The 19520-nt window shown below is 54.7% G+C and carries 25 protein-coding genes; 7 read left to right on the forward strand and 18 right to left on the reverse strand.

The annotated features are described in order from the left end of the window. The first annotated feature begins 250 nt into the window (after window positions 1-250). On the forward strand, window positions 251-679 hold the full coding sequence (locus tag FJE54_RS12055; RefSeq protein WP_139653011.1) for a MerR family transcriptional regulator: 429 nt from the start codon (window positions 251-253) through the stop codon (window positions 677-679). Window positions 680-805: 126 nt separating this feature from the next. Continuing rightward, window positions 806-1249: a hypothetical protein gene (locus tag FJE54_RS12060; protein WP_139653012.1), complete on the forward strand. Its 444-nt coding sequence runs from the start codon at window positions 806-808 to the stop codon at window positions 1247-1249. Window positions 1250-1445: 196 nt separating this feature from the next. Here the strand turns inward: FJE54_RS12060 and FJE54_RS12065 are convergent, their stop codons facing one another. From FJE54_RS12065 to FJE54_RS12105, 11 genes are all read right to left on the reverse strand, one after another. Beyond that, complete coding sequence (locus tag FJE54_RS12065) at window positions 1446-2261, reverse strand: rolling circle replication-associated protein (protein WP_139653013.1); 816 nt, start codon at window positions 2259-2261, stop codon at window positions 1446-1448. A gap of 228 nt (window positions 2262-2489) precedes the next feature. Next, complete coding sequence (locus FJE54_RS12070) at window positions 2490-3119, reverse strand: zonular occludens toxin domain-containing protein (RefSeq protein WP_139653014.1); 630 nt, start codon at window positions 3117-3119, stop codon at window positions 2490-2492. An 8-nt stretch (window positions 3120-3127) separates the two neighbouring features. Then, on the reverse strand, window positions 3128-3400 hold the full coding sequence (locus FJE54_RS12075; RefSeq protein WP_139653015.1) for a hypothetical protein: 273 nt from the start codon (window positions 3398-3400) through the stop codon (window positions 3128-3130). Next, window positions 3397-4869: a hypothetical protein gene (locus tag FJE54_RS12080; RefSeq protein WP_139653016.1), complete on the reverse strand. Its 1473-nt coding sequence runs from the start codon at window positions 4867-4869 to the stop codon at window positions 3397-3399. Before FJE54_RS12080 ends, FJE54_RS12075 begins: the two co-directional genes overlap by 4 nt. A 347-nt stretch (window positions 4870-5216) precedes the next feature. Then, window positions 5217-5375 (reverse strand): hypothetical protein, encoded by a 159-nt coding sequence (locus FJE54_RS16075; RefSeq protein WP_180326722.1) that lies wholly within the window; start codon window positions 5373-5375, stop codon window positions 5217-5219. 50 nt (window positions 5376-5425) lie between these two features. After that, complete coding sequence (locus tag FJE54_RS16080) at window positions 5426-5581, reverse strand: hypothetical protein (RefSeq protein ID WP_180326723.1); 156 nt, start codon at window positions 5579-5581, stop codon at window positions 5426-5428. Continuing rightward, window positions 5582-5815 carry a hypothetical protein gene (locus FJE54_RS12085; protein ID WP_139653017.1) on the reverse strand — a complete coding sequence of 78 codons (234 nt, stop codon included), beginning with the start codon at window positions 5813-5815 and terminating at the stop codon, window positions 5582-5584. Between the two features lie 198 nt (window positions 5816-6013). Continuing rightward, window positions 6014-6385, reverse strand: coding sequence for a hypothetical protein (locus tag FJE54_RS12090; protein ID WP_139653018.1), 372 nt, complete (start codon window positions 6383-6385; stop codon window positions 6014-6016). Then, a complete protein-coding gene (locus tag FJE54_RS12095; RefSeq protein WP_139653019.1) occupies window positions 6382-6735 on the reverse strand; it encodes a hypothetical protein in 354 nt (117 codons plus the stop codon). The genes FJE54_RS12090 and FJE54_RS12095 overlap by 4 nt, the downstream gene beginning before the upstream one ends. A gap of 10 nt (window positions 6736-6745) precedes the next feature. After that, complete coding sequence (locus FJE54_RS12100; RefSeq protein WP_139653020.1) at window positions 6746-6997, reverse strand: hypothetical protein; 252 nt, start codon at window positions 6995-6997, stop codon at window positions 6746-6748. 260 nt (window positions 6998-7257) lie between these two features. Next, a complete protein-coding gene (locus FJE54_RS12105; protein WP_139653021.1) occupies window positions 7258-8463 on the reverse strand; it encodes an ATP-binding protein in 1206 nt (401 codons plus the stop codon). Window positions 8464-8704: 241 nt separating this feature from the next. Here FJE54_RS12105 and FJE54_RS12110 point away from each other — a divergent pair, with 241 nt between their 5' ends. Beyond that, window positions 8705-10963 carry a molybdopterin-containing oxidoreductase family protein gene (locus FJE54_RS12110; RefSeq protein ID WP_180326724.1) on the forward strand — a complete coding sequence of 753 codons (2259 nt, stop codon included), beginning with the start codon at window positions 8705-8707 and terminating at the stop codon, window positions 10961-10963. A gap of 4 nt (window positions 10964-10967) precedes the next feature. Continuing rightward, entirely contained in the window at window positions 10968-11291 is a 324-nt protein-coding gene (locus FJE54_RS12115) for a 4Fe-4S binding protein (RefSeq protein ID WP_139653023.1), read from the forward strand. Between the two features lie 126 nt (window positions 11292-11417). Here the strand turns inward: FJE54_RS12115 and FJE54_RS12120 are convergent, their stop codons facing one another. The 7 genes from FJE54_RS12120 to FJE54_RS12150 all read right to left on the reverse strand — a co-directional run bounded on the left by FJE54_RS12120 (window position 11418) and on the right by FJE54_RS12150 (window position 16034). Then, entirely contained in the window at window positions 11418-11762 is a 345-nt protein-coding gene (locus FJE54_RS12120; protein WP_139653024.1) for a DUF1048 domain-containing protein, read from the reverse strand. A gap of 2 nt (window positions 11763-11764) precedes the next feature. Then, window positions 11765-12085 (reverse strand): PadR family transcriptional regulator, encoded by a 321-nt coding sequence (locus FJE54_RS12125; protein WP_139653025.1) that lies wholly within the window; start codon window positions 12083-12085, stop codon window positions 11765-11767. Window positions 12086-12185: 100 nt separating this feature from the next. Further along, window positions 12186-13058 carry an ABC transporter ATP-binding protein gene (locus tag FJE54_RS12130; protein ID WP_139653026.1) on the reverse strand — a complete coding sequence of 291 codons (873 nt, stop codon included), beginning with the start codon at window positions 13056-13058 and terminating at the stop codon, window positions 12186-12188. Window positions 13059-13083: 25 nt separating this feature from the next. Continuing rightward, window positions 13084-13857, reverse strand: coding sequence for a hypothetical protein (locus FJE54_RS12135; protein WP_139653027.1), 774 nt, complete (start codon window positions 13855-13857; stop codon window positions 13084-13086). Then, window positions 13854-14525, reverse strand: coding sequence for a hypothetical protein (locus FJE54_RS12140; protein WP_139653028.1), 672 nt, complete (start codon window positions 14523-14525; stop codon window positions 13854-13856). Before FJE54_RS12140 ends, FJE54_RS12135 begins: the two co-directional genes overlap by 4 nt. 85 nt (window positions 14526-14610) lie before the next feature. Beyond that, window positions 14611-15477, reverse strand: coding sequence for a hypothetical protein (locus tag FJE54_RS12145; RefSeq protein ID WP_139653029.1), 867 nt, complete (start codon window positions 15475-15477; stop codon window positions 14611-14613). Continuing rightward, window positions 15474-16034 (reverse strand): RNA polymerase sigma factor, encoded by a 561-nt coding sequence (locus tag FJE54_RS12150; protein WP_139653030.1) that lies wholly within the window; start codon window positions 16032-16034, stop codon window positions 15474-15476. Before FJE54_RS12150 ends, FJE54_RS12145 begins: the two co-directional genes overlap by 4 nt. A 183-nt stretch (window positions 16035-16217) precedes the next feature. On the opposite strand from FJE54_RS12150, the gene FJE54_RS12155 reads away from it, so the two are divergent. The 3 genes from FJE54_RS12155 (at window position 16218) to FJE54_RS12165 (ending at window position 19518) form a co-directional block, all read left to right on the forward strand. Further along, window positions 16218-18431, forward strand: a complete 2214-nt coding sequence (locus FJE54_RS12155; protein ID WP_255467415.1) for a HelD family protein — start codon at window positions 16218-16220, stop codon at window positions 18429-18431. 112 nt (window positions 18432-18543) lie between these two features. After that, window positions 18544-18732 (forward strand): DUF6019 family protein, encoded by a 189-nt coding sequence (locus FJE54_RS12160; protein ID WP_139653031.1) that lies wholly within the window; start codon window positions 18544-18546, stop codon window positions 18730-18732. A gap of 153 nt (window positions 18733-18885) precedes the next feature. Further along, on the forward strand, window positions 18886-19518 hold the full coding sequence (locus FJE54_RS12165) for a transglutaminase-like domain-containing protein (protein WP_139653032.1): 633 nt from the start codon (window positions 18886-18888) through the stop codon (window positions 19516-19518). Window positions 19519-19520 lie beyond the last annotated feature (2 nt).

Here is a 19520-nt window from a genome sequence, read left to right on the forward strand (position 1 = left end):
CCGAACGGGGCCTTTCCACTTTTCTGGCATCGGTTCGCGCACATCCCATAAAGGTTAGAGTAACTCTAACCTTGCTCCGAAGATACCTTAGAGTTACTCTAAGTATACGAAAGGAAACGGTACCTGAAACAGCGATCGGCCTACGCTATACTTACTACCTTAGAGTTGCTCTAAGCACATAACCGAACTCGAGCAAGCTTGGTTATGTGCGCGGTAGCGCAGGTTCTCGGAATAAGATCAAGGAGAACGAATGGAAAAAGACCGCAGCGTTTTGAAGCAAACGGCGCACGTCGCGCCCAAACGCTATTCGATCAGCGAAGTTTCGGAATTGTCGGGCATCTCGGCGTTTACGATCCGCTATTACGATAAGTGCGGGTTCTTCCCAGGACTCCAGCGCGGCAAAAACAACGTCCGCTGGTTTTCCGAGGACGACATAGCCGCGTTACATCTTGTTGATGCTTTGAGGAAAAGCGGCTTGTCCATAGAGGGCATACAGTATTATGTCAGACTAAGTTCGAAAGGCGATGCGAGTCGTCAAGAGCGTCTGATGATACTCGAAGCACGGCAAACCGTTCTCGAATACCAACGAGAAGAGCTTGATGAAAGCCTGAGGACGCTGCAATGCGAGTATGCGGGTCTGAAAGAGGAAAAAGAAGGGATTTCGGATTCTCAGACGTGATAGACGGTAAAAAACAACGACCTACGAGTCGTCTGAAGCTAAAACGGGGCCTTAGAACGGCTCTCAGAGCCTCGTTTGCAAAAAGCCTGGTCAAAGGCTTTTAATGTGTACGTGAAAGGAAAAACGATGGCCGACGAGCAAAATCAGCCGCCACAAACCCCCAAACCGCCTCAAGGGCCTCAGCAGTTCAATTACGATGATGCCCGAGAACTCAAGTCAGCGCAAAACCTCGTTATTGCGGCCAGCATCACCGGACCGATATCCATGATTATCGGAGGGGTGTTTTTGGGAACGATCGGTCTTATATGCGGCATACTCGCGTATCGCAAGATCAAAGCGCTCATGGGCAAAGGCGGACCCATTGGACTTATGGCCGGCAGATTGCGTACGGCGTGCGTTGTGGCGCTGGTTGTCACAGCAATTGCTTTAGTTTTGAATATTGCGAATATGATTATGATTTATCCGCTCGTCATGGAAGCCGTGCAAACAGGAGATTACTCCAAGCTGTTCCCGAACGGCACCGTACCGTCCACTGGTGGCTCGACCAGCGGCAATCCGACGTGGGGTTAAAGTATGCCGACGCCGCTTCCAGTCTCTTCGTAGCCGTTTTATTGATAATGCGTCTATCGTACTGTTGCAGGTCAGAGCACTTTTTTATGAATTATATACAAAACAACCCGATGAGAAAGAGCGCCTTACAGAACGATTTATACTACATGTTGGGGCGGCATGTCAACATGTAGTGGCAAACGAATGTTTGAAAATCTCAATCCATACGGTAAAGCTCGTAACGACAATGCACATGCTTACCCGAGGGGGTGACAAGCTCGCTATCCCGCGACGAGAGCGCAAGCATGTCGCCCGAGCTGATCATATCCGTATAGGCTTCAAACGATATACTGCGTTCAACGGGTCGCTTGATACCGCGCGAACAGTTATAGAGCCTAACACCAGATTCGTAATTGAGCAGCCGACCGCCCTTCTTGCCTTGCTCCATATCATCCGTTAGATAAGCGCATAAGTAGTTACCAAGATTGTTAATGTCATCCGTAAATCCCTGAATGTTAACGAAACCGTGACCCCATATAGCGCGCACCTCATCATTGTCCATCCACGGGGCAGGGGAGCCGAAAAACAATACGCAATGCAGATGCCAAGCTCCGCGCCCCTGCTGCTCCTTAACGTAAAGGTATTCATGAGGGCCATAACGCTTCCTCATATTGCGGCTGAACACAGTCCAATCATTGCGTATGCGCTTGTTGTTCCGCATATTCTCGGCATACGTCAAAGTCAAAAACCGCACATGCGACGGCTCGTCGTAATTGCAATTGATAAGCTGTTTGATGGCATTGAACGCCCTATGGATACTGCGGCGATGATCGGACTTGGTGCCAGTCTCACCCTTGCTGTAAGGCCTCAATTCGCTCGTACTGTACACGTAGTAGAAATCATCGTTTACACGGGCTATACGTGCCTTGCTGGGCGGCACGTAGTTGCAAAGCGTCATCTGGACAGTGTGCCTACAATCAACGAGCTTGATGTAGGGAACCGACTCGGTAAACTCATCATAGTCATCATGCATGATGCCTCCAGTTGCATTGTGTACCTATAATCAAGTTAATAAAGGGGCCGCGATCGCCAGCGGCGCACACGGCTACCATTGCCAGCACGAAACGTTGCTCGGGATCCCGAGCAAAAAACACGCAATGAAGGAAAGCGCCGAGACGCAGCTAAAACCTCGAAGCGGTTTTAGCTTGCCCCGACAGTGTTAGAATTCGGTATTTCCGCTGCTGCACGCAGCGGCGCAAGATCACCCGTTAACGGAAACGGGAACGTCATCGAACAAGTTGAATGTATCGTATATGCGCGTATAGCGCCGAAGGGGGAGCAGCCAAACGGAACCTAAGCGATCGGTATGCTGATACCATGTCTTGACACCGCAAAATGCCCTACCGCCGACCAGAAGCGAAAACAGAAAACCGAGCGTTCCGAAGTTCGCAAGCGACCTGTGGTTGTATTCGTACTCGATAAGATTGCGTATCTGACGGTCTATCATACGATCGAACTGAGCGACCAAGTATATATCAAAACCGTACTTGCGATGCTGCGTAAAAAACTTGACCCATTCGGAGCGCGATTTGTCGTGCCATGTCCGAGCATTGAACAGCAACTGGCACTCATCGATATAGAGCTTAATCGTTGACTCCCTGAATCGGCGGCCCGAAGTACGCCAAAAATTACGTGCATAATCGATCAACGCAGCAGGCGTAAGATCATCGTTGTCCATATAAACAAACTCACCTTTGCAACCACGAATGCAATCAACATTAACAGCGTAATTAGCTATAACTGGCCGACCCCTACGTAAGGCATCGCGAATATCCCGAGCCTGATGCAACGACTTGCCAGAACCGGGAGTACCCGTAAAAAGATATATCATCCGTCCTCCTAATCATCTTTGGTAAGCTTGCCAAGAAAAGACGAGCGGAACCATTGGACAGCCGCAAGCAGCAACATAGCACCCGCATACGACATTGCTACATCAATTATCGAAGGAATAGGCACAAGCCAATTCAACATGCCGAGGCCGACATTCATTATCTCGTTGTCTGTAACGAGAACGAGATTGTCAGGAACCCAAGAATCAGGAAAAAACGAGACAATCAACCCAAGAACGCTGAAAAGCGTCGTGCCGATGAACTCAATAACTTCGGCAATCATTCCTTACCTCCGAACATGAAATTCTTGGTAGCCCATATGAGACCCACGATGAACAAGATCAGCATCAGCCCACGAGACGCTACGGCGAGATCGTTGAAAGGAGATAAATCAATATGATACTTCTCGGTATCGCCGTTAAAACCATTCGGAACCTCGAAATCAAACTGCGGAGCCTCGGAAGGCATATCGAACAGCGTGAAAATGGAAACAAGATCGAACAACACGCAGAACGGCAGCTTATTGCGCATGAGGCCCGCAAGCTCGCTAATCGAATCACCCAAAGCGGGCATATCGAGATCGCCTATCACGGCGTCGGCAACGTCACTGATAGTAGCTTGAGCGAGAAGCAACGTCAAAAGCGTTTCAATGCTCGACAACTGACCCGAGTAATCGGGAATATCAGGAAAAACAATCTCCCCTCCAGAACCGCCGCCATCAGGTATCTCGATACCGTTAACAGCAGCCACAACACTATCAATCTTACCCCCCAACGCGAAAAGATAATCATAGATAGCGGGTATATACGCACCGAAATTACTGTTTGCAACGACAAGATTGCTATTGATCAAGTCAAGCACGGAAACCATATAGCTAAACGGACCAGATCGCCCATGCATACTGAAAACCCATTGCAGGAGAGATAGAACATCACTGAAATCAGACGAATCGGAACCATCGCCAGTCCAACCGCCCGAGCCACCGCCGCCAGTCCAGCCGCCAGACGGCCTATCAGTGGCCCCGCCGCCAGGACCTACAACCTCCTCGCCGTCAAGCACGGCACCGTTATGAACGGTCATGCGACCATCCGACCAGCTGGCAATAAGCATGGCGGTTTCCGCATTACTACCACGATAAAAATGCCAAGTGCAAGACGATTCAAAAATAGTAGTAGAATAATTTTGCTTATCGATATTGAAATGCCCTGAGTGCCTTTGCCATAAACTATTAGATGCGCGTAAATCAACAGCTTCATCTATTGATGGAACACTAGTAAAGCGACCGCTGCTATTCAGTACGGTAAATTCGGTGCTTGAACTTGACGAATATACACCCTCAGCAATATTGGAAGATGGCGAAGCTAAATTAGATCGCCATGAAACAATGGGTAGTTTTATATCAGACGAGTTTACTAGGCAACCCCTGCTAGCATCACCCATTGTAAAGTTATAAACATAGCTACCATAAGTAACAGAATACTTAGTAGCCCGATAACCAGACAAAACCGCTAAAGGGCTAGCAGCAAGGAAGTCGCTTTCAGATTGATCACCATCGAAAGAATCAGCTTCAAAAGAATCGACACCAGAAACAGAACCGCTATCGTTATCAACAGCACCTTCAACCAGCGGGGAATCAACCGCCTCTTGCGTTTCTGCGTTGTTTCCATCATCGCTCCCATCGGCAAATGCTGACGTTACCGATGATATTACAAGCGCAATCGAAAGTAAAACCGAAACGACGGGCCGAAGCATCGCAACCCCCTCAGAAAAGAATGGAGAGGGCCACGCATACAGGCAGAAAACTAACAAGCCTAGGCCCGATTTTGAAGGGTAGCAACCCCTCATGATCGGATAGATAAGACAACGCAAAAATCATGACAATATAAACCGCTACAGCGGTAACAACGTTGACAGCAAAACCGATCAACGATAGCAAGAGAAAAAGCCAATCCATTTCAATAACCTCCATTATATACGAGCGAAAGCCCATAGCGGGCAGATGCGGAAAGCCCCCGAATCGGTGCAGCGGCGGCGAGCGGGGCCCCAAAACCCCACACGCCGCAGCCGCACCGAAACAGGGGCCAATCCGACAAGCGCCGCTAACGAGCCATGCGCTTGAAAACGCCGATGCCAAGCGTGATGACGATGATGCCACCAGCAATAGGCAGAGCAGCAGGCACGATGGTGCCGAGCGCGGACAGACATTCAGTCGCGATGCCAGTAATTCCCGTGGTAAGGGCGGTAACCATTGCTTCCATTGTTCTTCCTTCCTAAAATAGTTTTATATAATCGCTTTTCGCGAAAAAGCCTATCTACCTTGCACGATCTTGCGGAAAACAAGCCAGACCATCCCGCAAGCCCATGGAGCAAAGGGGAGCAGCATACCCGCGAAAACCAGAGTCGGCAGCATCCCCAAAAGAAAATTAAAGTAATCCAAATTGAAAACCGCAGCGAAAGTGTCCATCTAACGCACCTTTTCGAAAAAGTATCTGACAAGTACAGCACCGAGAATAACGGCAACGACGGAAAAAACGCATACAACGCCAGTGTTCAAAAAATCAAGCTGAGCAGTGATCTGAGCAAATTGCTCTGCATCCAACGAAACAACTTGAAAAGCAACTTCTTCAGCAGCATTTTCGATCCCTGAAACAGCGTCGCCAAGCTCCGAATGCTCGCCCGATTCCGAACCGATAGCCACAGCTAATCACCATCCCAATTATCGCGTTCGCGATCAACGAGACAGCCTCTAACGTATTTCCCGCAGCCATTCACCAACTCAAACTCAACGCTAGCAACCCGCATGCCAGTCCCAACGTTATGCAGAGACACGAATTCAATAAGATTATGATAAATACCCTCAATCTCGTTACGCTCCATGTCGGTAAGCTCCAACTGCTCAATCAATGTAATCACGCCCCTTTGCGAAATACGGATAGTCGAGCCAGTAGCAGAGGGACATGGTGCCCTCGCGGTGGGCGCGCTGTGAGCGCCTGACCCAATCGGAGCGGATGGCATCGATGCGCCGCCTGTAGGCCGTATAGTCGGCGTAAGCCTCCCAGTCGAAATCATCGTCCCGAAGATCGCGGTAATGGTAATCGATTATATTTTTCGGGTACTCGCGGCATACGACCGCGCCGCTGTAATCCTCGTCGGGGAGGGCGGCGGTAAAATCGACGTAGCTGACCTGAGTTTCATGGGTCTTGTTGTAGCCGTTGCAAACGTCGGCGATGAGGCTGTACAGCTCCTGCAATTCGACGTTCTCTATCATCGGTAACCCCCTGATCTGTAGACGCGCGAAACATGCAATCTACCATCGGAGGGATCATCATAAAAATCGAACATTTGTACATCTGAGCAGGAGAGTGCCGAATCAAACTTACTGAGCGCATCGACTTGAACCCGCAACGACCGATCAAAGAAAACCTGACGCGAATCTACAGGCTCTAAACTGTACGGAACGCCTCGAAAATAGTAATGATAAGTAAGTTCGCCTCTAATATCGAAAATCGCAACCCGAACATCAATCGGATCGTTGAATTTTCGATAAGGCCTTACATAATCCATGTAACGGCAGAACTCGCGGAGCTGGTTGAGCAGATCGATTTTAGACGAAGCCATGAGAAGCCGCCTAAGCTTCGCAACCGACGATCTTGCCCTTTAGATAACCGTTATTGTCCATCCAAAGATTGATGGTGACGGTAACGGGCTGGTACCGATGATACTGCGAGAAATCGAGTTCCATGAGGGCCGAAAGCGTAATGGGTTTATCGTCGGTTTCATGCAAAAAAGTGACTTTCTGGTAAGCGATATCCTTTTTGTCGCGGCCCTCGAAAGTATCCTGCATGTACGAAATGAAATCTACGTTAGCGCTGGTCAACATGATGCTTCCTTTCATCAGTTTCTTAGCGCTCTGCAATCTCATCTCGGGTTTTATTGATAATGCACCGATTGTGCTCTTGCAGTTCAGACCTGTCCTAACCGAATAATTTGCAACCGTTTTATTGATAATGCGGCTTATGTAAAGCTAACGAAGCGTGTACGGGTTAGCGGGTTGCTTGGTGTACCGGTGTATGGGTGTCGGTCAAGATTAGATCTAATCACGAACACTAAAGTCTCTTCCTTGCCCAGAATCCTTTAGAATCAATCCAGCAGCCAATCGAGAACGTTCTTTTTCTGAATGCCTCCGTAGTCCGCGGTGCCGAATAGCTCATCCAGAGTGAGCAGCATTTTGGGATAGTTGTCCGTAATTCTGCGAAACGGTGCTAATTCTCGTTTAAGCGTCGATTCCTCAAGCGTCGTGGCAGCTACTTGGAAATAAAGCGTATCATTTGACTTTATGGCCACAAAGTCTACTTCTCCATTGTCTAAATCCCCTACGTATACATCATATCCACGGCGTAAAAGTTCGAGGTAAACAACGTTCTCCAGAACATGTCCGATATCACTTGCTTGTCCCTTCACAAGGGCATTACGAAGTCCTATATCGACCGCGTAGTATTTACCGTGTGTGGACAGAAGCTGCCTGCCCCTCACATTGTAACGAGGAGCTGAATACAGTACCAAACTTTCCGTCAGTCCTTTGAGGTACTTGCCCACAGTTTTCACATCCACACTCTGTCCGTTTGATTTCAACGTGTCGGCAATTTTTCGCAATGACACCTTACTTCCGATATTATGAAGTAGAAACTTAGAAACGTTCTCGAGCGTCGGCACATCGGTAACCTTTATTCTGGCCACCACATCATTGAGCAGAATCGTGTTGTACAAATCGCGTAGGTAGGCCTTAGTTTGTTGTTCATCCAACTGAAAGTCCGATATGAAAGGAAACGACCCTTTCTCGATATACTGGCTGAAGAGGCGGTTGCGTGGAATCCCTTTATTGTTTTCCGCAGTGCAGAACTCTTTAAATGAGAGCGGGAGCATCTTCAGCTCGACGTATCGGCCTGAAAGCAACGTCGCAAGCTCGCCCGACATGAAGTAGGCGTTCGAACCTGTAACGTACACGTCCACGTTCTCCTTGATGAACAAGCTGTCGACCGCTTTCTCAAAATGTTCTACATGTTGAATCTCATCCAAGAATATGTAGTTCATTCTGTCAGGGTCGAGACGTGCATTGACGTAATCATAAAGCACTCTGTAATTGGTAAGGTGCTCATAGTCCAAACTCTCGAAATTGAGGTCTATGATCTGGTTTCGCTCCACTCCACTTTTCATTATATGCTCGCAGAAAATAGTAAACAGGGTTGACTTTCCGCAACGTCGCACGCCGGACACTACCTTGATAACTCGCTTGTCCTTCCATTCAACCAGCCAATCCAAGTACTGATTTCTCTCAATCCATGCCATATCGACACCACCGTTTCGTTAGTTTCATCCATTATAATCCGCGTTTGTACTAAAAATCAAATTTTTGTGGATTCTATTCCTCATTTTATCATACTATATAGGTTAAGGCTGACTCCCGGCACAAGCGCAATCGGTGATCTACTTTCGCGATTGGCAATCGTATATCCCTATAAAGGCCTTGTTCGAGACGTCCGTATAATTGACTTATCGATGGATGTCGTCAAATGCAAGAGGAGGAGATATGTCCGAACCGAAAACGGCCGACAATCCCGAGGGTCGCAAGTGGAGGTGGCACGAAGGCGAGTACGAGGTCATCCGAAGCAGCGCCCGATCGGGCCCGGGGTGCCACGACAATTGCGGTGTCCTGCTCTACGTGAAGGATGGAAAGCTCGAGAAGATCGAGGGTGATCCGGAAAACCCCTATAATCAGGGAAGGCTCTGCCCCAGATGCCTTGCGTTCAAGGAGATGCTCTACCATCCCGACCGCTTGCTCTACCCCATGAAGCGCGCGCGCGAAGATCGCGGCAAAGATGCGTTCAAGCGGATCACTTGGGACGAGGCAACCGAGATCATCCTTGAGGAAATGGGCAAGGTCATCGACACGTACGGCGCCGAATCCATCTGGGTCACCCAGGGAACCGGCCGCGATATCAACGGGTACGGCCCGCTCATGGCCCGCTATCTGGGTACGCCCAACTACGGCACGGGATTTCTTTCGGGAATTGCCTGCTACGCGCCGCGTCGCTTCAGCACCGCGCTGAAATCGGGCGGCCTGTTCATCGCCGATTACTCCCAGTACTCCCCTTTGCGCTACGAAGATCCGCGATGGAAAGCACCCGAGTACATTCTCATCTGGGGAAACAATCCCGTCGTTGCCAACTCTGACGGCACACTCGGCCATTGGGTGGTCGAGTCCATGAAGCGCGGATCAAAGCTCATCACCATCGATCCGAAGCTCACGTGGCTCGCAGGCAAGTCCGAGGTGTTCCTGCAGCTGCGCCCCGGCACCGATACTGCGCTCGCGATGGCGCTCTGCAACCACATCATCGAGAACAACTTGCAGGATCAGGAATTCTGCGACTGCTGGTGCTACGGATACGACGAGTTCGCAGAGCATTTGAAGCCCTACACGCCCGAATGGGCCGCCGAGATCTGCGGCGTCGATGCCGAGCTCATAAAGGAAGCCGCCGTGAAGATCGGCAAGTCCGAGAACTGCTGCTTGCAGTGGGGCGTCGCCATGGACCATACCTCCGAGGGCTTCGTTACCGGCATGGCCGCCTACGACCTCATGGCGCTCACCGGAAACTTCGAGAACCCGGGCGGTATGGTGGATGCACCGTTCGCCTTCGACGTCAACGTGACGTGGTCGGCGGGCGACGACTGGACGTTGTGCACGGCTGACCTGCCCAATCAGGACAAGAAGATCTGCGGCGAATGGCCTGCAAACAAGGCGATGCAAGCCATCAGCCCCGATGATCTGCTCGTGGCCATGGAGACGGGCGAGCCGTACCCCATCAAGGCGATGTGGATGATGCAGAACAACGCGCTTGCCTGCATGGGTGCCGCACCGCAGCGTATCATCAAGGCGCTGCAGGAGAACATGGACTTCAACGTCGTGGTCGACCTGTTCCTCACCCCCACGGCCCTCGCCTGCGCCGATGTCCTGCTGCCCGCTGCGACCTTCGCTGAGCGCATGGGCATCTACGGCCACCAGCCCTATCTCTTGGGTTCCATCAACCAGGCTATCGAGCCTTTGGGCGAAGTAAAGCCCGACCAGGTCATCATGTACGAAATCGGCAAGAAGTTCGGCCGCGGCGAAGGTATGGAGAAGTGGCAGACCGAAGAGGAGTTTTACGACTTCTGCCTGCGCAACTCGGGCTTCACGTATAAAACCTTGCAAGAGCGTTCCTGGGCCTTCCCCGAGTTCGAGTACGAGAAGCACAAGAAAGGGCTTTTGCGCCCCGATGGACAGCCCGGGTTCAATACCTCGACGGGCCGTTACAACTTCTACAGCCGCGAAATGGTGTACTTCGGGTTCCCGCCCTTCCCCACCTACGAAGAGCCGCCCGAGAGCCCGGTTTCCGCACCCGAGCTTGCGGAAAAGTATCCGCTCGTGCTGACCACCGGCGCCCGTCACTGGGGATTCTTCCACTCGGAGCATCGTCAGAGCCCCTCGATGCGCCGCCTGCACCCCGATCCCACGGTACTCATCCATCCCGACACCGCCGCGAAATACGGCATCGAGGACGGCGATTGGGTTAAGATCGAGAACCAGTTCGGCGAATGCAAGCAGAAAGCCGAACTGAGCGTCCGTTTGCGCGAAGACACCGTTGCCGCAGACCATGCATGGTGGTTCCCCGAGCGCGATCCAGGCGACGGCACCCTGTTCGGCGTCATGGAGTCGAACATCAACCGCCTCATTCCCATGCGTCCGGGCAAATCGGGCCTCGGCGCGTCGTATAAGTCACAGCTGTGCGCTATCAGCAAGATAGAGGAGTAGCATCATGCGGAAATATCTCGCTATCGATTACGATTACTGCACCGGGTGCCATACCTGCGAAATAGCCTGCCAGCAGGAACACGGCCTCGACCCCGATCATTTCGGTATCAAGCTGACCCAGATCGGTCCCGACAAGATTACCGATCGCCGCTGGCAGTACGAGTTCGTACCCGTCCCCACCGAGCGCTGCGACCATTGTGCGTTGCGCCAGATGGACGGCAAGCTGCCCTCGTGCGTTCAGCATTGCCAGGCCGGGTGCATATACTACGGCACGCTCGAAGAACTCGGCGATAAGATCGACAAGCTGAAAGTAGCGATCTTCTCATAGGATTGACAGAGGATTGACGTCGGGGCACCAGGAAACGGTGCCCCGACGTGCGTTTTCCGCTGTACATGCTGTGGTGCGAATTGTAAGGAAAAATCGGTTCCCCTGAGCGTCTGCTCATCTCCTGCTTTATCCCAGCTTCTTCTTGATCGAACGGTTGAGTGCGTCCTGTTTCGTGCTTTGGTATGTTTTCGTACTTTTGAGCAGCTCGTCGCAGAATGCAGCAACATCCTCACCGGTGACTTCAAGGACGTCTTTACCGTCCGCCGCGCCGACTTCGAACAAATCGACTAGATCGGTGAGAACAACCGTCATATCCATACCATCGCCTGCAACATGGTTCCATAGGTAGTGCTGGATTTTGTCGTAGACGAACCGGTATTCTTCGGGAAGCGCACGCACGCGTTCCATGGCTTCGCGGTATTCGCGCTTTTCTTGCGCCACTCGTTTGAAATACGCAACAGGATCAGCCATTGTCAGGCTCCTTTCAATTCGCTGAGTTTCGAGGAAACGAACTCCCATTTCTGCCAGAAAAGATCGAGCTGTTCTCGGCCCGTTTTGGTAAGGGTGTAGAATTTGCGGGGCGGGCCCATTGTCGAGGTCTTCTTCTCACTTTGCACGAGCTCCGCTTTTTCAAGTCTGAGCAAAATGGTATACACCGTACCTTCAACCACGTCGGTAAACCCGAGAAGGTTCAATTGTCGGGTTATTTCGTATCCGTACGTCTCTTCACGGCTGATGATCTCGAGAACGCAGCCCTCGAGAACGCCTTTCAGCATTTCAGTTAGGTTTTCCACGACGCCCTACCCTACGTGTTGTTCGATCTCTTCGGTACCTAGTATCGCTAGCTACGAGTATATAGTAGCGCTATATAGCACGAAAGGCAAGGACTATCTGCTAACAGCCCATCCCGCCGCTTGCCGAAAGCGCCATATAGCCGTCTTCAAGCGTGGGCTCAACCGGCTCGGCATCGGCGGGCCGCACATCGGCGATCACACGGTAGCGCGTTCCATACGCATCGCTTACCGCGTTTACGACAATCGCGTTGTCGGGCGGGAGCATCTGGGGTGCGGTAAGCCACGTTCGGCCGCGCGCTCCGTCGATGAGGCCGCAGGTGGCTCCGTCGTATTGCAGATGCCCCGCACGCAGGACGCATACGTACGGGCAGGTTTGCGCCACGTCGTCGAGGATATGGGTGGATAGGATGACCGTACGCTCTCCCCCGAGCGTGGCGAGAAGCGTGCGGAAGCGAACGCGCTCTTCGGGGTCGAGCCCCGCAGTCGGCTCGTCGACAACGAGCAAACGGGGATCGCCCATCAACGCCTGCGCGATGCCTACGCGCCGTCGCATGCCACCCGAAAACCCGCCGATGCGCCGCGTGCGAACATCTGAAAGCCCTACGCGCTCGATAAGCTCGGCCGCCTGCCTCTTCCGTTCGCGCGTATCGTCCATGCCTTTGAGCACACCCACGTAGTCAAGAAACTCGAGCGGCGTAAGATTGGGATAGGGTTCGATATCCTGCGGAAGATAGCCGAGGGTTTTCTTGAGGCGGCGGCGATTGCCTGCGTCGGCGATGTTGCAGCCGTCGACGAGCACGCGCCCGCGCGTCGGCCGCACGATGCCGCAGACGATACGCATAAGCGTAGTCTTCCCCGCCCCGTTCGGCCCGACGAGCCCGACCATGCCCGAAGGCAAGTCGATCGTCAGCCCATCGAGGGCGTTAGGTTTTTTCGGGAAGTCTTTTCCGAGGCGTTCAATGGATACGAACATGGAGGTCCTTTCGTTCGGGGCGCGCCTAGCCACGCCTGAAATTTCTCTTCCTGGATACGAACGCGGCAGCTGCAATGAGCACCAAAGCGAGGGCGATCCTCAAGCCGAACAGAAACACGGCATCGAGAGGCGTGTAAACCGTGCCACCCATCACGTCGAGATCGATAACGGGTTGGCAGCCGTAGAAGCCTTGGCAGATGGCATCGGTCACTACACCCATTTTCGATTTGCTTTTCCCAACGGGCATGGGAGCAAAGGTGGTGAAGCACACGACCGCGCACCAGACGGCAACCGCGATTATGCGTGCGAGCGCCTGGGGCAGAAGCGCGCCGATGAACGCCGAGAGCGCCGTCGCAAGAAACGCGAGAGGCACAACGATAACCAAGAACACCGAGAGCGCGACCGCTACCGAAGCGAAGCCGCCCGCCTGCATGATGCCGCACACGATAAGCACAGCGGCGGAAGGCCAGAGCACAACCGAGAGCATGCCCGCCACCCGAGCCGCCAAGAGCTTAGCGGGAGAAACGGGTGTGGAATCCTCAACTTCCATAATACCGAGGCGAGCGGGTGCGGAAGCGAGGTCGGTACAAGCCGCCGCATAGGCTATCGCCGGTACCAACCCGAGCATCTGGCCGAGAAACGCCAGATCGACCTGGGTTCCGCGAGGCGATGCAAGGTCGGGAGCCGCGATCAGCGCGATGCCGAGAGCAATGAGTGTAAGCAGGATCGATACAACCCAGAGCGCCGATTGGCGGCGCGCTCTGCGTGCATGAACCCGCGCGAGTCGAAGAAAGCTCATTGCACGCCCCCTGCTCTTGCCAACAGCTTTTCGGAGCGCCCGGATAGGACCCAGGAGATACCGGCCGCCGCACCTGCGATGAGCAGCGGCCCTTGCCGCTGGGTAACAGGATCAGGCACCTGCCAATCCCAAAAGAGCGTCAGGCACACCAAGACGGCGATGACGGCCATGGTCGCCGTGCGTACCGACCCCGCAACCGATACGGCTGCGTATGCGACGAGTGTAACGACAACGGCACCCCCGGCAGGCGTAAGCACGCTGAGCGGGCCGACGTCGTTCGGAAAGATGCCCACCGCATGAAGCGGCGCGTATACGATAAGCGCACCTGCCGCGCCGCCCAGTACGACGATGCCAAGGCGAGCAAGCTGCACCGTGCGAAACCCGACCGGCATTGATTCCTGCAGTTCGATAAGCTCATCTTCGCCGAGCGCCGCAACGGCGCACGCCCCCACCGACACGGGATACAGCTGGACGAGCAGCATCATGACCACCTCGGCCATCTGCGCTCCCGCGAGGCGCGCCGCAAGCATCCCCCCGAATCCGATTATCGAGGCGACGACAAGGGGAATCGCCACGGCGACAAAACCGACTCGGTGCATCTGCGCTCCGATGATCTGCGCAGCAGCCTTCAGCCGCAGCCGAGCAACCCTCTTACCAACAGCGTTCATTCGCACTCCTTACAATCAGCGGATAGCATTCCAGCTCGTGTAGGTTAGTAGCATGCAAGTCCGTTGCGGTTCGCGTACGCATCGATCATGCCGTCTGCATTCGCTTGGTCAGCGCCTTTCGGGCCGTGCAAACCGTGGCGGCGAGCAGCGCCAAGCCCAGAATCGCGATACCCGCAGGTCCAAGCACCCCCTGTACGGCGACGGCGAGCGGAAAAGCTTCCAAGCCAGAGATAGCTTGCGCAACGGGAGCGACAAGCGGTGCGCAGGCAATGCCGACGATCGAGCCCGCCCAGGCCGAGCCCGTCCATACGGCAACAAATGCGGATGCGCCCGAAACGACAGCGAGCGGCCCGAGCCATAAGGAAACGATGCCCGCAGGATCGGGCGGCAATCCCAGAAGGGCGGCAATGCTGCAGCTTCCGACGCCGGCTATCGCATCAATGCACAGCACAGCTGCAAGCCGTGCAAGCACCACCGCTTGGGGGCCGACCGGCATGGCGAGCGCTACCGAATCGGATCGTTCGGCCGAAAGCGCAAGCGATACGGTGAGGGCGGCTCCTGCGAGGAGGAGCATCGAGAACAACCACGTCGGATCGATGCCCACAAACGAAGCGCTTGCAAGATACGCCGCACATACGGCGAGCGCTGCCATGACAAGCGCCGCCGCGAGCACCGCATGGGGGACGATGCGCAGCTGCGACAAGGCAAGTGCACCTGCGATACGCACGCTTTTTGCGGGCGGCCAGGACGCGACGGTAAGCGGCGAGGGATGCTTTTCGATGCGCGCCGCGATGACGTTGAATGCCGGAGCGCCTTCTGCGCGCGCCGCTTCCTGGCTGAGCAAAGCACGGCAAAGCGCTGCGGCATCGCTTTCGCGCTGCCTGTACTGCGGCGGCAAAGAGGCGGCGCCGAGTCCGAACCCGTTTGGGTCCCTGTGGTATTCTCTACTCATAGCTTTCCTTCCAGCGATTCCTGCACCATGCGTCGTGCGCGGGAAACACGCGATTTCACGGTCCCTACGGGTACGTCGGTTACGGCTGCGATGTCGGCATAGGGAAGTTCGTGCAGCCAGGCAAGGCGCACCGTTTCCGCAAGCTCATCAGGGAGCGCATCGAGTGCCCCCAAGATGACCTCGACCCCTGCGCCCGCAAGCGCGAGACTTTCGGGGCCTTCGGCGTCGTCGATGCGCTCTTCCGCACATGCATCGAACCGCGTGATCGGCAAACGCTTACGGCGGGTGCTCGCATACACTTGCCGCTTCGCAATGCCGAGCAGCCAGGTAAGCACACGGCTCTCGCCACGAAACGCCTGAGCCGACCTCCAGCACCCGAGCCATGTATCGGCCGCCACCTCTTCGGCCGCTTCCCGATCGGACATACGGGAGACGACGAATGCGAACACGGCTTGGCCGTATGCGCGGTACAGCTCTTCAAGGGCGCACTCGTCGCCGGTCGCGATACGTGCAAGCGCACTACGCGCTTGCCGCTCCCCTTCTTCGTACTCGGTCATTCACGCCGCTTTCCGTGTCATCGATTTCGTTTCGTTGTATCTTAGTAGCACTTCGGTACTGTGCGGTTCACGATTGTCCGAACTTTCTGCGGCATCGCCTCTCACGGCCGCGAGTTGCGGTACCATTGACCATCGGTGCATCGACCCTGCGCCCCAAACACGAACCGTACCAAGGAGACGCCTGTGCCCGTCCGTTGCAAGCAAACACCCGATACCGCCCAAACCGAGACCGACGAGCACGGCAGCGCCGCATGCTCTGACGATGACTCCTTACAGGACAGCAAGGCCGTTTTCCGGGAAGAGCAGCAACACCTCAGCGCAACCTATAAGACGCTTGAGGAAATGAAGTGCGCACTGGGTGCGAAGATCGCTGCAACGGATGAGGCGGCTGCCGACGACAAGCGCTCGATGGCCGACGATCTCTCCGTCAACCTGTCGAGCTACGCCGATGCGATGGAGACCTACGCGGACTTCGCCACGGTGAACCGCGTAATCGACGGATACAACATCGCCCACGATCTGCATGCGGAAAAACTCGCACGCATCGAGGTTCTACTCAGACAGCCGTACTTCGCGAAAGTATCCCTACAGTTCAAGCAGGGCGAAAAGGCGAAGGACCTCTATATCGGCAGCGCGGGCGTGTCGGATGAGTCGTACCGGAGGCTCGTGGTCGATTGGCGCTCGCCGGTGGCTGAGGTGTACTACAACCAGGATATGGGCCCGACAACCTACCGCGCGAACGGTCGTACGATCGACGTCGACCTCAAGCTGCGCCGCCAGTTCGATATCGAGGGAAACGTTCTGAACGCCTATTTCGATACGAGCGTGGCCATCCAGGATGCGCTTTTGCTCGCTTCGCTTTCCAAGGAGCGCTCGGCGCACATGCAGGCGATAACCGCCACTATCCAAAAAGAGCAGAATCAGGTGATCCGCCATGACGATGTACCGGTGCTGTTAGTGAGCGGCATCGCGGGCAGCGGCAAGACCTCCGTGTTGTTGCAGAGGATCGCGTATCTGTTCTACCGCCGCCGCGACGATCTCGATCCGAGCGAAGTGTTCCTCATCACGCCGAACCCGGTGTTTCGCCACTACATCGACAACGTGCTACCCGATCTCGGTGAGCGCAACCCCGAAACGTTCACCTGGGATGAATTCATCGGGGAGCTCATGCCCCCTGACCGCGCCCACGGCGAGGCCGACGTTTCCGTAAGCACGCTTGAGCGCATCGACGCACTCGCGGGGACGTTTTCGTTCGAACAGAACGACTTTAAAGAGCTGCGCTTCGATTCCGTAAGGCTCATCCCCGCAGGGCAGATCGCGCAGATAGCGGCGAAGTTCAAGCATCTGCCCGCGGGCCCCCACCTCGTTTCGCTCATGAGAGAAGAGCTTGAGAAGCGCTTGGCGAGTCGCATCGCCCAGATGGCGGGTACCGATGCCGTGCATGACGAAGTGCTCGCGCTCGCGGCTGAAGAGCAGGTGAGGATATTCCACGAGACGATCGATCCCGAGGACGACGAAGAACTACGAGCCGCATCGCTTGCCTACCTGAACGACCGGTTCGCCGCCGCCTTCGCCGCGGTCGAGAACGACGATTGGCTGCGCATCGACCGTATCGGCATGAGGCTGCTCGGCGTATCGCATCTTGAGCCCGTAACATGGCTGTACCTCAAGATTGCACTTACCGGTCTCGGCAATCCGTATGCGAAGTACGTGATGATCGACGAGGTGCAGGACTACACCGCCGCGCAGCTCATGGTGCTCGGACGGTATTTCAGGCGTGCCCATTTCATGCTGCTCGGCGATCAAAACCAAGCGATCAAACCCCATACGGCGACGTTCGACGAAGCGCGCCGTACGTTCGAGACGCTTCATGGCGAGGTAAGCGAATGCAGGCTTATGACGAGCTATCGCTCTTCCCCCGAAGTCACCGCTTTGTTCGCAAGCCTGCTCGAAGAGGGCGAGCGCATGCACGTATCGTCTATCCAACGTGCAGGAACGCCTCTCGTTATCGCAGAATGCTCCGATAAGTCCGCCTACGAGGAGAAGCTTCGCTGCGCCGTACGGACGGCAGCGCGCAACGAGGGACTCACGGCAATCATTGTACCTTGGAAAAGCGCAGCGAAACATGTTCAAATGCTGATCGGGGAAGATGCCCCCGCGCTTGTGAAGAAGAATGCCGCGCTGCCCGACAGCGGTACGATCGTGATTCCGCTCGAGCTCGCGAAGGGCCTCGAATTCGACCATGTGATCGTGCCCGATGCGAGCGAGCGCGTTTTTCCGGACGACGAACTGTCGCGGCGGCGCCTCTACACGACGATTTCCCGTGCGACGAAGAGCATCACGCTCATCGCCCAAGGCTCGCTGACACCGCTGCTGAAAACGCAACGCGCAGAGTAAGGCGCATGAGGTAACGACTGACTTATCCTTATAGCGAAGAGACTTCGCTCGCGAGCGAACGACCCTGTCCATGCTATACTCTTCCTGCGGTTTTCCAGCGGAAGGGGTGCGTATGAAACTGATGGGTATGGGTATTCCAGAGATGCTATTTGCCGTATTCTATGTCCTGTTCATACTCTTATTCGTCTTCCTGCTCTATTGGATCGTGAAGAAAGCGGTCAAAAACGGGATCCTCGAAGCACGAAGGGCCATCAAGGAAGAGGAATCCACCTGTCCGCAAAACCCGAATGAGCGCATCTGAGACTGTCGAATAGCGCAAAGCACGACGGTTATCCCATCGGTAAACCCTATCGGTTCGCGCTCAATAACGGAAAATAGCGGGAATCGTCTCTCTTCTCGTTGTGATGCGGTATCATGCACGAGAACAACTTCTTACCTGACTTTGGAGTACCGCATGAAACCATTGCGCCCAACCGCAAACATTACCGAATACCTTGAAGATACGCAGTACGTGGCAAGCACCTCGGCAGCCATAGCGGATAAAGCCGAATCCTTGAGCAAAGGATGCGCACGCGAGGCAGAAAAGGTTGCCGCATGCTTCGAATACGTGCGCGACTGCATCGCGCACACCGTCGACATCGGCGAGAGCACGGTTGTAAAAACAGCCGAGGACGTGCTCGCCCTCGACCACGGGACCTGCTATACGAAAAGCATGCTGCTCGTCGCCCTGCTACGTAACTTAGGGATACCGAGCGGCTTCTGCTACCAGCGGCTCTGCGAGGAAGAAGGCGACGATCCGCATTTTTTCCTACACAGCCTCGCCGCGTACTGCTCGGACGAGCAAGGTACCTGGATTCGACTCGATGTCCGCGGCGGCTCGAAAGACACCGAAGCACCCGCCGTTACCCCCGAGCTGGTCTCCGACGACTACGTGGTGTTCCATCCTGACCAAGCGCGTGGCGAGATCGATTACCTGCAAGTGCTCCCCCGCCATCCCGAACAGGTGGTGGCCGTGCTCGAAGTGAGCAGCAACTGCATCAGGATGATCGAGGAGGACCTGCCCACCGTTTTGGACGAATCTGCGTAATT

This window comes from Raoultibacter phocaeensis (assembly GCF_901411515.1).
Classification (GTDB): Bacteria; Actinomycetota; Coriobacteriia; order Coriobacteriales; family Eggerthellaceae; genus Raoultibacter; species Raoultibacter phocaeensis.

Excerpts from the sequence above, each read along its gene's own strand:
- FJE54_RS12055 (WP_139653011.1), top strand. The coding sequence starts at position 251 with ATGGAAAAAGACCGCAGCGTTTTGAAGCAAACGGCGCACGTCGCGCCC.
- FJE54_RS12060 (WP_139653012.1), top strand. The coding sequence starts at position 806 with ATGGCCGACGAGCAAAATCAGCCGCCACAAACCCCCAAACCGCCTCAA.
- FJE54_RS12065 (WP_139653013.1), bottom strand. The coding sequence starts at position 2,261 with ATGCATGATGACTATGATGAGTTTACCGAGTCGGTTCCCTACATCAAG.
- FJE54_RS12070 (WP_139653014.1), bottom strand. The coding sequence starts at position 3,119 with ATGATATATCTTTTTACGGGTACTCCCGGTTCTGGCAAGTCGTTGCAT.
- FJE54_RS12075 (WP_139653015.1), bottom strand. The coding sequence starts at position 3,400 with ATGATTGCCGAAGTTATTGAGTTCATCGGCACGACGCTTTTCAGCGTT.
- FJE54_RS12080 (WP_139653016.1), bottom strand. The coding sequence starts at position 4,869 with ATGCTTCGGCCCGTCGTTTCGGTTTTACTTTCGATTGCGCTTGTAATA.
- FJE54_RS16075 (WP_180326722.1), bottom strand. The coding sequence starts at position 5,375 with ATGGAAGCAATGGTTACCGCCCTTACCACGGGAATTACTGGCATCGCG.
- FJE54_RS16080 (WP_180326723.1), bottom strand. The coding sequence starts at position 5,581 with ATGGACACTTTCGCTGCGGTTTTCAATTTGGATTACTTTAATTTTCTT.
- FJE54_RS12090 (WP_139653018.1), bottom strand. The coding sequence starts at position 6,385 with ATGATAGAGAACGTCGAATTGCAGGAGCTGTACAGCCTCATCGCCGAC.
- FJE54_RS12095 (WP_139653019.1), bottom strand. The coding sequence starts at position 6,735 with ATGGCTTCGTCTAAAATCGATCTGCTCAACCAGCTCCGCGAGTTCTGC.
- FJE54_RS12100 (WP_139653020.1), bottom strand. The coding sequence starts at position 6,997 with ATGTTGACCAGCGCTAACGTAGATTTCATTTCGTACATGCAGGATACT.
- FJE54_RS12105 (WP_139653021.1), bottom strand. The coding sequence starts at position 8,463 with ATGGCATGGATTGAGAGAAATCAGTACTTGGATTGGCTGGTTGAATGG.
- FJE54_RS12110 (WP_180326724.1), top strand. The coding sequence starts at position 8,705 with ATGTCCGAACCGAAAACGGCCGACAATCCCGAGGGTCGCAAGTGGAGG.
- FJE54_RS12115 (WP_139653023.1), top strand. The coding sequence starts at position 10,968 with ATGCGGAAATATCTCGCTATCGATTACGATTACTGCACCGGGTGCCAT.
- FJE54_RS12120 (WP_139653024.1), bottom strand. The coding sequence starts at position 11,762 with ATGGCTGATCCTGTTGCGTATTTCAAACGAGTGGCGCAAGAAAAGCGC.
- FJE54_RS12130 (WP_139653026.1), bottom strand. The coding sequence starts at position 13,058 with ATGTTCGTATCCATTGAACGCCTCGGAAAAGACTTCCCGAAAAAACCT.
- FJE54_RS12135 (WP_139653027.1), bottom strand. The coding sequence starts at position 13,857 with ATGAGCTTTCTTCGACTCGCGCGGGTTCATGCACGCAGAGCGCGCCGC.
- FJE54_RS12140 (WP_139653028.1), bottom strand. The coding sequence starts at position 14,525 with ATGAACGCTGTTGGTAAGAGGGTTGCTCGGCTGCGGCTGAAGGCTGCT.
- FJE54_RS12145 (WP_139653029.1), bottom strand. The coding sequence starts at position 15,477 with ATGAGTAGAGAATACCACAGGGACCCAAACGGGTTCGGACTCGGCGCC.
- FJE54_RS12150 (WP_139653030.1), bottom strand. The coding sequence starts at position 16,034 with ATGACCGAGTACGAAGAAGGGGAGCGGCAAGCGCGTAGTGCGCTTGCA.
- FJE54_RS12160 (WP_139653031.1), top strand. The coding sequence starts at position 18,544 with ATGAAACTGATGGGTATGGGTATTCCAGAGATGCTATTTGCCGTATTC.
- FJE54_RS12165 (WP_139653032.1), top strand. The coding sequence starts at position 18,886 with ATGAAACCATTGCGCCCAACCGCAAACATTACCGAATACCTTGAAGAT.